Origin of the sequence: Acinetobacter sp. NIPH 542, from assembly GCF_000369825.1 — a bacterium.
Lineage (GTDB): Bacteria > Pseudomonadota > Gammaproteobacteria > Pseudomonadales > Moraxellaceae > Acinetobacter > Acinetobacter oleivorans.
In genome coordinates, this window is the sequence record NZ_KB850208.1 from 38,356 (window position 1) to 53,169 (window position 14,814).

The 14,814-nt window shown below is 32.9% G+C and carries 13 protein-coding genes; 12 read left to right on the forward strand and 1 reads right to left on the reverse strand.

Annotated elements, in window-relative coordinates; genetic code table 11:
* Positions 1-4 precede the first annotated feature (4 nt).
* From F886_RS17605 to galE, 12 genes are all read left to right on the forward strand, one after another.
* Positions 5-1,291: an oligosaccharide flippase family protein gene (locus F886_RS17605; RefSeq protein WP_034591546.1), complete on the forward strand. Its 1,287-nt coding sequence runs from the start codon at positions 5-7 to the stop codon at positions 1,289-1,291.
* Entirely contained in the window at positions 1,288-2,253 is a 966-nt protein-coding gene (locus F886_RS17610) for a glycosyltransferase family 2 protein (RefSeq protein WP_005308973.1), read from the forward strand. The genes F886_RS17605 and F886_RS17610 overlap by 4 nt, the downstream gene beginning before the upstream one ends.
* A gap of 4 nt (positions 2,254-2,257) precedes the next feature.
* The gene (locus tag F886_RS17615; RefSeq protein ID WP_005308976.1) at positions 2,258-3,331 is read left to right on the forward strand and encodes a glycosyltransferase family 4 protein; all 1,074 of its coding nucleotides are present in this window, start codon (positions 2,258-2,260) and stop codon (positions 3,329-3,331) included.
* Positions 3,332-4,327 (forward strand): EpsG family protein, encoded by a 996-nt coding sequence (locus F886_RS17620; RefSeq protein WP_005308979.1) that lies wholly within the window; start codon positions 3,332-3,334, stop codon positions 4,325-4,327.
* Positions 4,324-5,412, forward strand: coding sequence for a glycosyltransferase (locus F886_RS17625; protein WP_005308983.1), 1,089 nt, complete (start codon positions 4,324-4,326; stop codon positions 5,410-5,412). The genes F886_RS17620 and F886_RS17625 overlap by 4 nt, the downstream gene beginning before the upstream one ends.
* Before the next feature lie 28 nt (positions 5,413-5,440).
* Entirely contained in the window at positions 5,441-6,469 is a 1,029-nt protein-coding gene (locus F886_RS17630) for an NAD-dependent epimerase/dehydratase family protein (RefSeq protein WP_005308986.1), read from the forward strand.
* 3 nt (positions 6,470-6,472) lie between these two features.
* On the forward strand, positions 6,473-7,615 hold the full coding sequence (locus F886_RS17635) for a glycosyltransferase family 4 protein (protein ID WP_005308989.1): 1,143 nt from the start codon (positions 6,473-6,475) through the stop codon (positions 7,613-7,615).
* A 188-nt stretch (positions 7,616-7,803) separates the two neighbouring features.
* Positions 7,804-8,418 carry a sugar transferase gene (locus F886_RS17640; protein ID WP_005308993.1) on the forward strand — a complete coding sequence of 205 codons (615 nt, stop codon included), beginning with the start codon at positions 7,804-7,806 and terminating at the stop codon, positions 8,416-8,418.
* Between the two features lie 23 nt (positions 8,419-8,441).
* Positions 8,442-9,317, forward strand: a complete 876-nt coding sequence (gene galU / locus F886_RS17645; RefSeq protein WP_005308996.1) for a UTP--glucose-1-phosphate uridylyltransferase GalU — start codon at positions 8,442-8,444, stop codon at positions 9,315-9,317.
* Positions 9,318-9,434: 117 nt separating this feature from the next.
* Positions 9,435-10,697, forward strand: coding sequence for a nucleotide sugar dehydrogenase (locus tag F886_RS17650; protein ID WP_005308999.1), 1,263 nt, complete (start codon positions 9,435-9,437; stop codon positions 10,695-10,697).
* Complete coding sequence (gene pgi / locus F886_RS17655; protein ID WP_005309002.1) at positions 10,694-12,364, forward strand: glucose-6-phosphate isomerase; 1,671 nt, start codon at positions 10,694-10,696, stop codon at positions 12,362-12,364. The genes F886_RS17650 and pgi overlap by 4 nt, the downstream gene beginning before the upstream one ends.
* Positions 12,357-13,373, forward strand: coding sequence for a UDP-glucose 4-epimerase GalE (gene galE / locus F886_RS17660; RefSeq protein WP_005309005.1), 1,017 nt, complete (start codon positions 12,357-12,359; stop codon positions 13,371-13,373). Before pgi ends, galE begins: the two co-directional genes overlap by 8 nt.
* A 43-nt stretch (positions 13,374-13,416) precedes the next feature.
* Here the strand turns inward: galE and F886_RS17665 are convergent, their stop codons facing one another.
* A complete protein-coding gene (locus F886_RS17665) occupies positions 13,417-14,787 on the reverse strand; it encodes a phosphohexomutase domain-containing protein (protein ID WP_005309008.1) in 1,371 nt (456 codons plus the stop codon).
* Positions 14,788-14,814 lie beyond the last annotated feature (27 nt).

The window sequence follows — 14,814 nt, forward strand, 5'->3', positions numbered from 1 at the left end:
TTGAATGAAAGAATATATTTTTAGATTCTTAAAAAATTCTAGAATACAAAATTCAATGTGGATGGTGCTAGAAAAGGGGGTCGCCTTTTTTGGCCTCATCTTTGTTGTATCTGCAGTAGCTAAATATCTGGGGCCCGAGGTTTATGGGTATTTAGCTTTAGCAGCTTCTGTTTTTTCAATTGTGAATGTGGTGGCACGTCTAGGTTTAGATCAAGTTTATTTTAAAACAGCCAGTAAAAATCAGAAAAATAATAATACGTTATTGAAAAATATGACGAACATGATTTCACTTATATATTTTCCTTTATCATTTATAGTTTTAGTTATTTTTTATTTTCGTATAGAAAGTAGTTATTTTATTTTTTTTATAGCTACCGCAATTGCTAATTATTTTTCTGCAATTGACATGAGAAGTATTCATTTTAATGCAATATTAATGTCTAGGTTAAATGTAGTAGCAAATACTATAGGCTTGTTAGTAAGTTTAGCTGTTAGATATCTAATTGTTAATTTTCAATTGCATATACAATGGTTATGTATTCCGATTATTATAGTTACATTACTACCATATCTTTTACGTTTATACATAGATCATAAAAAAAATATTTTTGAACGCACATATTCTTATAATACGAAAATTTTTAGAAAGTATAGAACTTATTTCTTGGCAGTGGGGATTCCACTTGTAATCTCAATGCTATCAGTGAGTATTTATTTGCAATCTGCCAACTTTTTCTTAGCTGCCTTAACGGGAAGCCATGCAGTAGGTATTTATGCAGTAGGTAGTATGCTGGCAGGTGCATGGTATTTTATACCTACAACTATTGTTATATCTTTTTTATCACTTGTTTATAAAACTAATAGTGAAAAAGATTATTTGGAAAAAGCAGGTCTAATTTTACGATATTTATTATTGGTTACTTTATCTATTATAGTGATTTTATATTTTTTATCTGAGTATATAATTTTATGGTTATATGGGGATGCTTTTAAAGAGTCTATTTTGGTTTTCAAAATTCTATTGTTTTCATATTTTTTCTCTGTTATTGGATTCTATTTTTATCGTTTAGTTATGAAGTTTGGTGGATATAATTTTTTAGCTAAAAAGATGACAATAACATGTGTTTTAAATATTATTTTATCTTATTTTTTAATTAAATCTTATGGTGTCATAGGTGCGGCATATGCAGCCTTAATTACAGAATTTGTCTCAAATATGATTTTTAATCTATTTTATAAAAATATACTAATGCCTAAAGTAGTGTTTAAGGCTTTAGGAGGAAAGATATGACCAAAATAATTTCTTTAATTATTCCTATTTATAAGGTCGAAGAATATATTATTGACTGCTTAAATAGTATTGTTGTGCAGCTTACTAATGATATTGAAGTGATTTTAGTTAATGATGGTACACCTGATAATTCAATGGGTTTAGCTTTGAATTTAGTGGATTCTTTACCTTTAAACAAGAAAAGTTGTTTTAAACTTATACAGCAAGAGAATCAAGGTCAAAGTGTCGCGAGAAATAATGCATTATCTATTGCTAGTGGGCAATATATTGCTTTTTTAGACTCAGATGACATACTTGAGCCAAATTACTTTAGTTTGTTAATTGAAAAGATTAGATTGTATTGTCCTGATTTTATTCAGTTTAAAAGTTCAAGATTTATAGAAAGCTCAGGATCAAGAGAATTGTTTCATGTAGGAGCAAAACTAATAGGATTAAAAGAAAATACTTTCGATGTTCAAAAACATGTATTTAATCAAAGTGCATGGTTTCCATGGCTAAATATTTATAAAAGATCATTATTCATGAGTGATGATCTTTTCCCTGTAGGTGTATATTATGAAGATGCTGCACTTATTCCAACAATTTTTCTAAAATCCAAAAATATTTTATTCTTATCTGATGTCTTATATAATTATCGATATAATCCTACAGGTAGTTTAATGAATATATCATCTGAAAATATTGATAAGCATATTAAAAGCTTTAAATATGTAATTGATGTATATAGTAAGAAAATAGAAGAGCAGGAAATTTTTAGTCCTAGTTTGGTTTCTTTAACTCAGGGTTATATTAGTTTTTTACTTAAACATAAAGGAATTAATAGTGCATTAAGAGAGTATAAAAGAATTAATTTAAAAAAGAAAAAAATTAATGTTAAATATCTAGAAAAAAGAGGGAATATTTTATTTTATAGATATGGAATAATATTTTTAGTTTTTACTAAATTAATTGGTAAGGATTAATTAAATGAAAAAAATATGTTTTTTAATTGGTAATATGAATCTTACAGGAGGAACAGAGAGAGTCACGAGTTTAATCGCTAACACCTTAGATGACCAGAAAAATTATCAAATCTATATTTTAAGCTTATTTGAAGGTGATAAGCCACAATTTCCAATAAACTCTGATATAAATTTATGTTCTTTATTTTCAGAAAAAAAATCAATGAAAACTATGTTTTTATTAGCGATATGGAAAATAAGAAAATTTCTTTTAGAGAATGAAGTTGATACGTTAATTGTTGTAGACAGTATTTCTTCTTTTTTTACAGTCCCAGCGACATTGGGGCTGAAAATAAAACATATTTGTTGGGAGCATTTTAATCTTAGTACAAATCTAGGTTCAGTGTTCAGGGATATTGGTAGAATATTAGCAGTATTATTTTGTGACCATATAGTTACTCTAACTCCTTCTGATGAAAAGATGTGGAAGGATAGGTTCAAAAGTGTATCGAGCAATAAGATTATATATATTCCTAACCCCAATTCTTTTAAAAGCAATCATTTTTATCCTTCTATTGAATCTAGAACTATATTGGCCATTGGGCGTTTGAGTCAAGAAAAGGGGTTTGATCTCTTACTTAAGGCATGGGCTTTAATAGTAAATAAAAATAACTGGAAATTAAAAATTGTTGGAAGTGGTGAGGAGCTAGAAAATTTACATCAGCTCGCTTGTAATCTTTCAATACAGAGTAGTGTTATTTTTGAACCTGCTAATGTTAATGTGCAGCAATTTTATGAGAATGCTACTTTTCTTTGTTTACCATCTCGTATTGAAGGGTTTGGTTTGGTTATAGTTGAGGCACAAACTTTTGGTTTACCAGTAATTGCATTTAATATAGAAACAGGGCCGAAGGAGCTTATTAGGAATAATACAGGATTTCTTGTAGAACCATATAATACTAAAGCTTTTGCAGAAAAAATATATGAATATATGAATATTTCCCAATATACTCTAACTTCAATGAGTGAAAAGTGTAAGGAAAATGTTAAAAGATTTGACAGTGTTAATATTGTTGAAAGTTGGAAGAGGATTATATAATTGTTTATTATATCTGGAATATATAGAATTTTATTAAGTTCTTTTTTTATATTTGTCCTTGTTTCTATTCCTTCTGATTTATTATGGGATCGGAATAACTACTTATATTATGCTGGAAATGCTGATAGTATTATTCAATCTTATAGCAGCAATATTGAGTTGTTTTTTAATGATTATATATTTTTGGAAATAAACAGATTACTGTCTTACTTTTTAACTCCTGAAGATATTGTCTCCAGTTTATTAATTTCTTTTTTGGTAATTTATTATTTTTTAATTAGTAAGTTTTCAATAAATTTTCTTACTTTTACTGTCGGTATATTTTTAAGTGTTCTTATCACTCCTTTATTACATTTAGAAGTAGTAGCAATTCGCCAAGCTTTGGCTACGATACTGGTAATATTGTCTTTAGTGTATCTGAAAGATAAGCGCATAATACTTATAGTTTTTATTTTGTCATCATTGATTCATAGTTCTTTTTACTTATTAGCATTGCTCTTTTTTATTGATGCTTTTTTATTTTATAAGTTTGATAAAAAAATAAAATTTATTTTAAATTTTTCTACTATTTTAATAATTTCTGTTAGTTATTTATTTATTGCTTCTTATTTGGGATTTCGCCAGGCTGAGCTTTATGCATCATATGATGGTAGTGTAAGTGGGGGTACCTTCTTATTAGTTTTGTTTTTATTACTATATTTATATTTCAGCTATGGTAAAGTTAATTTTAATTATCTTTATAATTTTGTTTTGCAAGGTTTTTTACTTTTTCTTGTTTTTTATATTTTTGCAAATGCTAGTGTCTCAGCTCGATTTTTAGAGTCAATATTTCCAGCATTTCTCTTACTTCTAGTTAGTAAGTTTCGACGAGTTGAAGTGGGAGTTATATTTTTCATATTTTTAGCTTATGGCTATGTTTGGCTCAATGATGGTCAATACATAATATTTGAAGTTTCTCCAATTCAAGTGAATCATGTACTAGGAAAATTATTATGAAAATAATATTTATTATTACTAGTTTGGGCATGGGGGGGGCTGAAAATGTATTATCTAATCTCTCCGATGGTTTAATAAAACATGGTTGTGAAGTTAAAATTATTTGCTTGAAAGGTAAAGTTATAGTAAAACCTAATTCTGAGAAAGTTGAAATTATAAGTTTTAATCTTAATAATTTGAAAAGTTTAAAATCTATAATTAAAGAAATTAAAAAAATTATTAAAGAATTTAAGCCTAGTATTGTACATGCTCATATGTTTCATGCAATTATACTAGCTAGATTATTAAGAATTTTTATTAAATTTCCAAAGCTTATTAGTACTGCCCATAGTAAATCTTTTGGGAATTCAACTAGAGCTTTTTTATATAGAATAACTGATAAATTTTCAGATATAAATACGAATGTTAGTTTTGAGGCAACAGAGTATTTTATTGAAAACAATATATTTAAAAGAAATAATTCTTTAACAATAACTAATGGTATTGATACTCAGAAGTATTTTCCCGATGTTGTGAAACGAAATTTATTGAGAGAGAGATTTAAATTTTCTTCTAAAGATCATGTTTTTATTGCTGTTGGCAGATTTAATGAAGCAAAAGATTATCCTAATTTACTACAAAGCTTTTCTTTATTATTAAATAATTTTCATTCAGATTCTAAACTTATTATCGTTGGAGATGGAGAACTCCGTTCTCTGGTAGAAGAGCTAATTGTAGATTATAAACTAGAAGAATATGTCACGCTTCTTGGTCTTCGAAGTGATGTAAATGATCTGCTCAATATGGCAGATACATTTGTATTATCTTCCGCATGGGAAGGTTTCGGTTTAGTAATTGCTGAAGCAATGGCAACGGAAAAAATAGTAATATCTACAGATTGTGGGGGAGTAAAAGAAGTATTAGGTGATGAACGTTTTTTGGTTCCCCCTAAAAATTCAGAACTTCTAGCAAAAAAAATGTTTGATTCTATAAATTTAGATGCTCAAGAACGTATTAATATTGGTATAGAAAATCGCAAACGCATTTTAGATAAGTATTCTTTAGATGCAATGGTTGCTAAGTGGTTAAAAATTTATACTGGTTAAGTAAACTTTGAATTAAGTGGATAATGAAATGTCAAAATATTATGAAGTCTGTAAGCAACTTAAGGATAATCCTAAAGTTTGGTTAGTAACAGGAGTGGCTGGTTTTGTTGGTTCGAATCTTTTAGAAAAATTATTACTTCTCGATCAAAAAGTTATTGGTTTGGATAATTTTTCTACAGGATTTCAAGCTAATCTTGATGAGGTTAAAGAACAGGTTTCCTCTGATCAATGGGATAATTTCACTTTTTATAAAGGTGATATCTGTAATTTAACAGATTGTGAAAAAGCTTGTATTGAAGTTGATTATGTTTTACATCAAGCGGCTTTGGGCTCTGTACCTCGATCAATTGAAAATCCAATTGCAACCAATGCTGCGAATATTGATGGGTTTTTAAATATGTTGGTAGCAGCCAAAGAAGCTGGCGTTCAAAATTTCGTATATGCGGCGAGTAGTTCTACTTATGGTGATCATGTAGCTTTACCCAAAAAAGAGGATGTTATTGGAAATCCTCTTTCTCCTTATGCGGTTACTAAATATGTAAATGAACTGTATGCTAATGTATTTCAAAGAGTATATGGTTTTAATAGTATTGGTTTAAGATATTTTAATATTTTTGGGAAGCGACAAGCCCCTACAGGAGCATATGCCGCGGTTATTCCAAAGTGGACTAGCTCTATGATTAAAAATGAAGGCTTATTTATCAATGGAGATGGTTTAACGAGTCGAGATTTTAATTTTATTGATAATGCTGTTCAAGCTAATATTTTAGCTGCTACTACAAATAATATTGATGCAATAAATCAAATATATAATGTTGCAGTGGGGGGGCGTACAGATTTAAATACATTATTTGAAATGTTAAAGAAAACATTAAAAGAGAATGGGGTAAATTATAGTAAAGATCCAATCTATAGAGATTTTCGAGCAGGAGATGTAAAACATTCTCAAGCAGATATTTCTAAAATTAAAACTTTATTAGGCTATGAACCGGAGTTTAATATTGCTTCAGGAGTGGAGAAAGCAATGCCTTGGTATATTGAAAATTTAAAAGGCTAAACTATGAAATTCGTTTTAATTTCTAATAATTTAACCTCAGTTAAAAATTTTCGTACTGATTTATTAGCTGATATTGTTAATAGAGGCTATGAGGTCCATATCTTTGCGCCCGATTTAAGATCTTTTTTGAATGAAAAAAAGTTTCTTGAAGAGAAAAATTTTATATTGCATGAAATTGCTTTGCAAAGAACAGGTACCAACCCTATTGCAGATCTAAAAACTATTCATAGTATTTATAAATTACTTAAGAAAATTAAGCCAGAGGTTGTATTAGGATATACAATTAAGCCTGTAATATATGGAACATTGGCAGCTTACTTAGCTCATATACCTAAAAGATACACTTTAATTAGTGGCTTGGGGTTTGCATTCCAAGCTCATGAAGATTCTGAAAAATTAGGGTCTATTAAAAAGATTATTAATTTTTTATATAAATCTGCTTTAAAAAAGGCAACAACAGTCTTTTTTCAAAATTTTGATGATAAATTATTATTATCAAAAATTGGTATTTTAAATGAATTTACACCGAGTGTAATTGTAAATGGTTCAGGAGTGAATATAGAGCATTTTTATGAAGCACCTTTAAATTTAGATGAAATTACTAATAATTATATACCGAATTTTTTGATGGTTGCTCGACTTTTGAAAGATAAGGGAGTCAAAGAGTATATTGAGGCAGCGAGAAAAATAAAGGCTCTATATCCAAATGCAATTTTCAACCTGGTGGGAAGTATTGATGAAAATCCAGCTGCAATCACTCAATCAGAGTTAGACGAATGGGTTGAAGAGGGAATTATACAATACTGGGGACAAATGGCAGATGTTAGGCCAGCGATAGAAAAAAGCAACATCTTTGTCTTACCTTCTTATCGAGAAGGTATTCCTCGTGCAGTATTAGAGGCTATGTCGATGGCGCGTCCTATTATTACAACCAATGCCCCTGGTTGTAAAGAGACGGTAATTGAAGGACGTAATGGATTCTTAGTAGAAGTTAAGTCGATAAATGATTTAGTTGATGCAATGGCAAAATTTATAGCTGACCCTAATTTAGTCGAAATAATGGGCAAAGAGTCTAGGCAAATTATTTTAGAAAAATATGATGTGCGAAAAGTTAATCAGCATATGATTGAAGAGATGAGTTTATGATCTTTTAAAGTCTATAAAAACCTCAGTAATGAGCAAATATTATATATTAATAACATAAAAGTCGTTACAAGTTAATATGTTATTTATTGTACATTCTTTGCTTAGTCACTTATCAGCCAGTATACTCACTGAAGAAATTTATATACATTTCTGCATACACAATCTGCATATTCGAGTGAATTTGAAAAATGAAGCGTATAACAGATATTGTCATAGCTATGATAGCTTTAGTCCTTCTATTACCTATTTTTTTAATTGTTGGATATAAGGTAAGGCAGAATTTAGGTTCGCCAATTTTCTTTTTACAAAAAAGACCAGGTAAAGACGGTAAAATTTTTAAGATGATCAAATTTAGATCAATGAAAGATGCTGTGGATAAAAATGGAATAGTTTTACCTGATGAAGAAAGAATAACACCCTTTGGGCAAAAATTACGTTCTACAACTCTAGATGAAATGCCTCAATTAATTAATGTTTTAAAGGGCGATATGAGTATTGTTGGGCCACGTCCTCAGCTTGCTGATTTTATGAAGCATTATACTCCAAGACAAATGCGACGTCATGAAGTAAGGCCTGGTATGACAGGTTTGGCTCAAGTCAATGGTCGCAATAATTTAAGCTGGGAAGAGAAATTTGAGTTGGATGTAAAATATGTTGAGAACCATAATATTTGGTTAGATTTTAAAATAATGGTAAAAACCATTCTAGTCATGTTGAAAAAAGAAGGAATTAATGCTCCTGATCAATTGGTGGGTGCTAGTCGCTTCTCTGGTGCTCAGAAAAAAGATGAAATACAGTATTAATCGTTAGTTATAAAGTTATTCAGATGATCAAAAAAGCAGTTCTACCAGTAGCCGGTCTAGGCACACGTTTTTTACCAGCAAGTAAGTCAATTCCAAAGGAAATGGTGACTGTTGTTGACCGTCCAGCCATTGAATATGTAGTGCGTGAGGCAGTAGAAGCAGGAATTGAACAAATTATTTTAGTAACTCACTGTTCAAAAGCATCGATTGAAAATTATTTTGATCGAAACTTTGAATTAGAAACAACATTAGAGCAAAAAAAGAAATTTGATTTACTTGCAGAAATTACCCAAATTGTTCCACCCCATGTGAGCGTTGTAAGTGTAAGACAACCTCAGCCTTTAGGTTTAGGACATGCGGTTTTATGTGCAAAGAGTATTGTTGGTCAAGATGATTTTGCCGTGTTATTACCGGATGTGTTGGTGAAAGATGACTCTGGGCGAAATGATTTAACCCGTATGATAGCACGTTATGATGCAATTCAAGCCGCACAGATTATGGTAGAAGCCGTACCTGATAATCTTGTTGATCAATATGGGATTGTAGATGTAGCGCATAGCCCTAATGAGGGTGAAAGTATTGCTATGCAAGGTATTGTTGAAAAGCCTGCTGTTGGCTCTGCGCCTTCTAATCTTTCTGTGGTTGGACGCTATATATTACCTGCAAAAATTATGCAGCTTTTAGAAAATACTCCGAAAGGCGCGGGCAATGAAATTCAGTTAACTGATGCAATTGCGATGTTACAAGAAACAGATACTGTGGAAGCCTATCGTATGCAAGGCCAAACTTTTGACTGCGGTAGTAAGCTTGGCTATTTAAAAGCTGTATTACATTATGGAATTGAACATCCTAAATTAGGACCAGAATTTAAACAGCTAATTCAAGATCTTAAGTTGTAGTATTGTGTAGTTCTACTTAAGCATTTGTAAAAACTGCTGAATATAATAAACAGTCAATATATTCTCTTCCCTTAATGGGAAGAGAAATCTATAGAATATTAAAAAATCAGGTGTGCAATGAAAATCGCAGTGTTTGGAACCACCTTACACGCTGGTGTAATGGCAGCATTACTAGCTGAATATGGCAATCAGATTTATTGGTGCACAAGTGTCACCTGCGAAGAAAATATTTCTGTACTTTCTTATCAAGATCAAGAAGTTAATAATTATTTGAATAAACAAAGAAAATCGGGCTTTCTACAAGAAAGTCCTTTTTCTACTATTCCACTTGATGTTGAAGTTTATTTATTCTGTTTTAGTCCTACACAAATTCAGCTTGCTTTAAATACAGTTGAGAAGCTAAGCCAACGTCCTATCGTTCACCCTAGATTAATGGTAAATGGTTCTACGTTTGGCTTACATGGAACTGATCAGTTAAAACAATATTTACCAAAAGACGAGTGGGTCTATTTTCCGGATGTAATTCAAGAAGGGAATGCTATTAATAGTGTATTGCATGTAAAACATGTCATTGTTGGTGTTGAGTCCAATCATGCGCGTGATACCATGCAAGAGTTATTACGCCCATTTTTCCGCTTTAGTTATCAATACTTATTTATGCCGATCTTGGACGCTGAATTTACCAAGCTTAGTATTTCTGGCATGTTGGCGACCCGCATTAGTTATATGAATGACTTAGCTATGGTGGCAGAGAAACTCGGTATTGATATTGCTAATGTAAAACATGGTATTGCGGCTGATACACGTATTGGAGCGGCTTATTTATCAGCTGGAGTCGGTTTTGGCGGTGAAAATTTTTCGCATGATATTTTAACGCTTTCAAGTACTGTTTCTGAAACTGGGGTGAAAAGTCGTCTTTTAGAGCAGGTTTGGGCGATTAACGAACAACAAAAAGAAATTTTATTTCGTAAGCTATGGAATTATTATCATTGTAATTTGAATGGTAAAACTGTGGCTATTTGGGGTGCATCTTTCAAAGAAAATACCTCAAGCATACATAACTCGCCAATTCATATTTTATTAGCTGCCTTATGGGCGCAAGGTGTAACGGTACGTTTGCATGATCCTCAAGCATTAGATGAAATTGCTGTTACATACGGTGATCGTGAAAATTTAGTCCTTTGCACGGATCAATATGAAGCTGCTCAAGGCGCACATGCCTTATGCTTGGTTACCGCCTGGAAACAGTACTGGAGCCCAGATTTTAAGCAGTTACAACAGATGATGCAGCATCCTTTAATTTTGGATGGGCGTAATATTTATGACCCGGCATATGTAAAGGCTAAGGGCTTTGCTTATGAAGGAGTAGGTCGTCTATGAGTAAATCTATCGAGAAATTTCCTAAGGAATTAGTTTCGCCTTTATTAAAATTGCAATCTTTAGGTGAGAAAAATTCCAAATTACAGATAAAAGAATTGTTCGCTTCAGAACCAGATCGCTTTCAACAATATTCTATAAAATTTGATCCATTAGTTTTTGATTATAGTAAGCATCGTGTTACTAAAAACATTTTGGAACAATTGACTGCTCTAGCAAAAACTAAACAATTAAATCAATGGATTGAACATCTTTTTTCACAAGACAAAGTAAACTGTACAGAGCAACGTGCAGCAATGCATTGGGCACTGCGCTTGCCAGCTGACTATTCAAAGTTTCCAGAATTAACGGCACAAGTCCATAGTCAGTTGCAACGTATGTATGCCTTAGTGGAAAAAATCCACGCTGGCCAATATCGTGGTGCAACAGGTGAAGTAATTCAAGATGTCGTGAATATTGGAGTAGGAGGGTCTGATTTAGGACCACAAATGGTAACCCATGCATTGTCAGATTTTAAAGTGAAAACGGCGAAGCCCTTAAATATTCATTTTGTATCGACAATCGATGGTAGTCAGTTATCAGAATTACTCCATCAACTTCGTCCAGAAACAACACTATTTATTATTTCTTCAAAATCTTTTGGAACGATTGATACCTTATCAAATGCTCAAACGGTACGTCAGTGGCTTGAAAAAACCTTGGGAACACATGCTCGAGTTTTAAAAAGTCATTTTGTCGGTGTATCAACAAAAGCAGATAAAATGACCGAATGGGGGATTGCTCCAGAAAATCAGTTATTGCTTTGGGATTGGGTAGGTGGTCGTTATTCATTATGGTCATGTATTGGATTGCCTATTGCTCTAACGATTGGTGTTGAAGGGTTCCAACAACTTTTGGCTGGCGCTCATATAATAGATGAACATTTTCAAAATACGAATTATGAGCAAAATATTCCTGTGTTAATGGGATTATTGGGAGTTTGGAATAATAATTTTCTTAATATCCAAACTCATGCCGTATTACCTTATGATGGCCGATTGAAGTATTTCGCAGCTTATTTGCAACAGCTTGAAATGGAATCTAATGGAAAATCGGTGCAACGTGATGGTCAAAAAGTCGAATTAGATACTTGCCCAATCGTGTGGGGTGAAGTAGGACCAAATGCTCAACATGCTTTCTATCAGTTGTTACATCAAGGGACTCAAGCAGTAAGTTGTGATTTTATTGCCCCTATACAACGTTATAACGCAGATCATTTTACCTATGTTGAAAATGCAGAAGCTCTCGTTGAACAACATCATCTTGCACTTTCAAACTGTTTAGCGCAATCAAGATTATTGGCCTTTGGTAATGAAGCTCTAGACCCAGCTGAATTAGAGAATTTACCAATTTATAAGCAATATGAAGGTAACCAACCGAGTTCAACCTTATTATTGAAAGAGTTGAATCCATATAGTTTGGGAATGTTGATTGCTTTATATGAGCATAAAGTTTTTGTGCAGTCTGTAATTTGGAATATTAACCCGTTTGATCAATGGGGTGTTGAAAAAGGTAAACAGATTGCTGATCAGTTACTTCCGATTTTAAATGGTATTCAAAGTGATTTTTCAACACTTGATGCCTCGACTCGGGGGTTAATTAAAATATTGTTAGGAAAGGTAGATGGCTAAAATTCTAGTCACTGGAGGGGCCGGTTATATAGGTTCCCATACTTGTATCGAGTTATTAGATGCAGGATATGAAGTCATTGTTTTTGATAATCTTTCGAATAGCTCAGAAGAATCTTTAAATAGAATTCAAGATATCACTCAAAAAAGTTTAATTTTTGTGCAGGGTGATATCCGTAATGCGGATGAACTTGATCGTGTTTTCGAAAATCATTCAATTGATGCTGTTATTCACTTCGCAGGTTTAAAAGCGGTAGGTGAAAGCCAAGAAAAACCGCTTATTTATTTTGATAATAATATTGCGGGTAGCATTCAACTGGTTAAATCGATGGCAAAAGCTAAGGTTTATACACTGGTGTTTAGCTCTTCCGCTGCTGTATACGATGAAGACAATATATCGCCTTTAAATGAAAAAATGCCAACAGGTATGCCGAGTAACAACTATGGCTATACTAAGTTGATTGTTGAGCAATTATTGCAAAAGTTGTCGGCGTCTAATCCAGAGTGGTCAATCGCATTACTTCGTTATTTTAATCCTGTAGGTGCACATAAGAGTGGCCGTATTGGTGAAGATCCACAAGGTATTCCAAATAATTTAATGCCTTATGTGACTCAAGTTGCTGTTGGCCGCCGTGAGAAATTATCTATTTATGGTAATGACTATGACACGGTAGATGGTACTGGTATACGTGACTATATTCATGTGGTTGACTTAGCGAATGCACATTTGTGTGCTTTAAATAACCGTTTACAGACGAAAGGTTGCCGAGCATGGAATATCGGTACAGGCAATGGTTCATCTGTTTTGCAAGTTAAAAATACCTTTGAACAAGTTAATGGCATACCTGTAGCTTTTGAGTTTGTAGCACGTCGAGCTGGTGATGTTGCAACTTCTTTTGCAGACAATAGCCGTGCAGTTGCTGAGTTGGGTTGGCAACCGCAATATGGCTTAGAAGATATGCTCAAAGATAGTTGGAACTGGCAGAAGCAAAATCCTAATGGATATAATTAAATACTAATAAAAAAGGAGCTCATAGCTCCTTTTTTATTATGAATTAGTTCTGAATCAACCCAGTCAATTCATCTACATAATGCTGCATTGGCTGAGCTTGACGATCTGCACGGCTTTCAATATTGAGGCGTAGTAAAGGCTCTGTGTTTGAAGCACGGACATTAAAGCGCCATGCACCAAAGTCTAGACTTACACCATCAGTACGGTCAATTTGTGGATTTTGATCAGCATAGAAATCGAAAATCTTTTGAATAGTGATTTGTGTATCGGCTACTTTAAAGTTGATTTCACCACTGCATGGGAACTTAGTAATCATGTTTTCAACGAGTGTTGAAAGTGTTTGTCCTGTTTCAGAGAGTAGGGCAACAGTGAGTAACCAAGGAATCATGCCGCTATCGCAGTAAGCAAAGTCACGGAAATAGTGATGGGCACTCATTTCACCGCCATATACAGCATTGTGTTCACGCATAACGTCTTTAATGAATGCATGTCCAGATTTTGACTGTACAGCAACACCTTTGTATTCATCTACGATATCAAATGTGTTCCACACTAAACGTGGGTCATGCACAATTTTTTCACCCGACTGTTTAATCAAGAAAGCTTGAGCTAATAGACCAACAATATAGTAGCCTTCAATGAACTGACCTTTTTCATCAAACAAGAAACAGCGATCAAAGTCACCATCCCATGCAATTCCCATATCCGCTTTATGCTCAAGTACAGCATTTCGAGTACTGTCACGGTTTTCAATTAGAATTGGGTTAGGAATCCCATTTGGGAAAGTACCATCTGCCTCGTGGTGAATTTTAATAAATTCAACTGGTACGTTAAGCGCTTTAAATTTTTCTTCGATTGCATTAATCACGTGACCAGCTGCACCATTACCCGCGTTTACCACTAACTTAAGTGGGCGGATTTTTGCAGGTTCAATGTAGGTGATTAAGTGATCAATGAACTCAGGCAAAATGTTATAACTTTGAGTTGTACCTTTTTGGCTAACTTCTTCAAAGTTCTTGGTTTCGGCTAAAGCCTGAATTTCTTTTAAACCAGTATCGGCACTAATTGGACGAGCATTTTCTCGAACTAATTTCATGCCGTTATAGTCCATTGGGTTATGGCTCGCAGTAACTTCGATACCACCTTGTACATCTAAATGGAAAGCGGCGAAGTAAACTTCTTCAGTACCCGTCATGCCCAAATCAAGAACATTAACACCCGCATCATTTAAACCACGGATGGTCGCTTGTTTTAAATCTTCACTGCTTAGACGAATATCACAACCTACAACTACAGTCTTGGGTTTATAGATTTGTCCGTAAGCGCGGCCAATTTTATAAGCGATTTCTTCATTCAATTCGGTGCCGAGTTTGCCTCGGATATCATAAGCTTTAAAACACGTTAAAGTAGTCATTATTCAATTCAATACATGTGGTTTGAG

Coding starts and splice junctions, on each gene's coding strand:
- F886_RS17625 (WP_005308983.1), top strand. CDS start 4,324: ATGAAAATAATATTTATTATTACTAGTTTGGGCATGGGGGGGGCTGAA.
- F886_RS17630 (WP_005308986.1), top strand. CDS start 5,441: ATGTCAAAATATTATGAAGTCTGTAAGCAACTTAAGGATAATCCTAAA.
- F886_RS17605 (WP_034591546.1), top strand. CDS start 5: ATGAAAGAATATATTTTTAGATTCTTAAAAAATTCTAGAATACAAAAT.
- pgi (WP_005309002.1), top strand. CDS start 10,694: ATGAGTAAATCTATCGAGAAATTTCCTAAGGAATTAGTTTCGCCTTTA.
- galE (WP_005309005.1), top strand. CDS start 12,357: ATGGCTAAAATTCTAGTCACTGGAGGGGCCGGTTATATAGGTTCCCAT.
- F886_RS17665 (WP_005309008.1), bottom strand. CDS start 14,787: ATGACTACTTTAACGTGTTTTAAAGCTTATGATATCCGAGGCAAACTC.
- F886_RS17640 (WP_005308993.1), top strand. CDS start 7,804: ATGAAGCGTATAACAGATATTGTCATAGCTATGATAGCTTTAGTCCTT.
- F886_RS17610 (WP_005308973.1), top strand. CDS start 1,288: ATGACCAAAATAATTTCTTTAATTATTCCTATTTATAAGGTCGAAGAA.
- F886_RS17650 (WP_005308999.1), top strand. CDS start 9,435: ATGAAAATCGCAGTGTTTGGAACCACCTTACACGCTGGTGTAATGGCA.
- F886_RS17615 (WP_005308976.1), top strand. CDS start 2,258: ATGAAAAAAATATGTTTTTTAATTGGTAATATGAATCTTACAGGAGGA.
- F886_RS17635 (WP_005308989.1), top strand. CDS start 6,473: ATGAAATTCGTTTTAATTTCTAATAATTTAACCTCAGTTAAAAATTTT.
- galU (WP_005308996.1), top strand. CDS start 8,442: ATGATCAAAAAAGCAGTTCTACCAGTAGCCGGTCTAGGCACACGTTTT.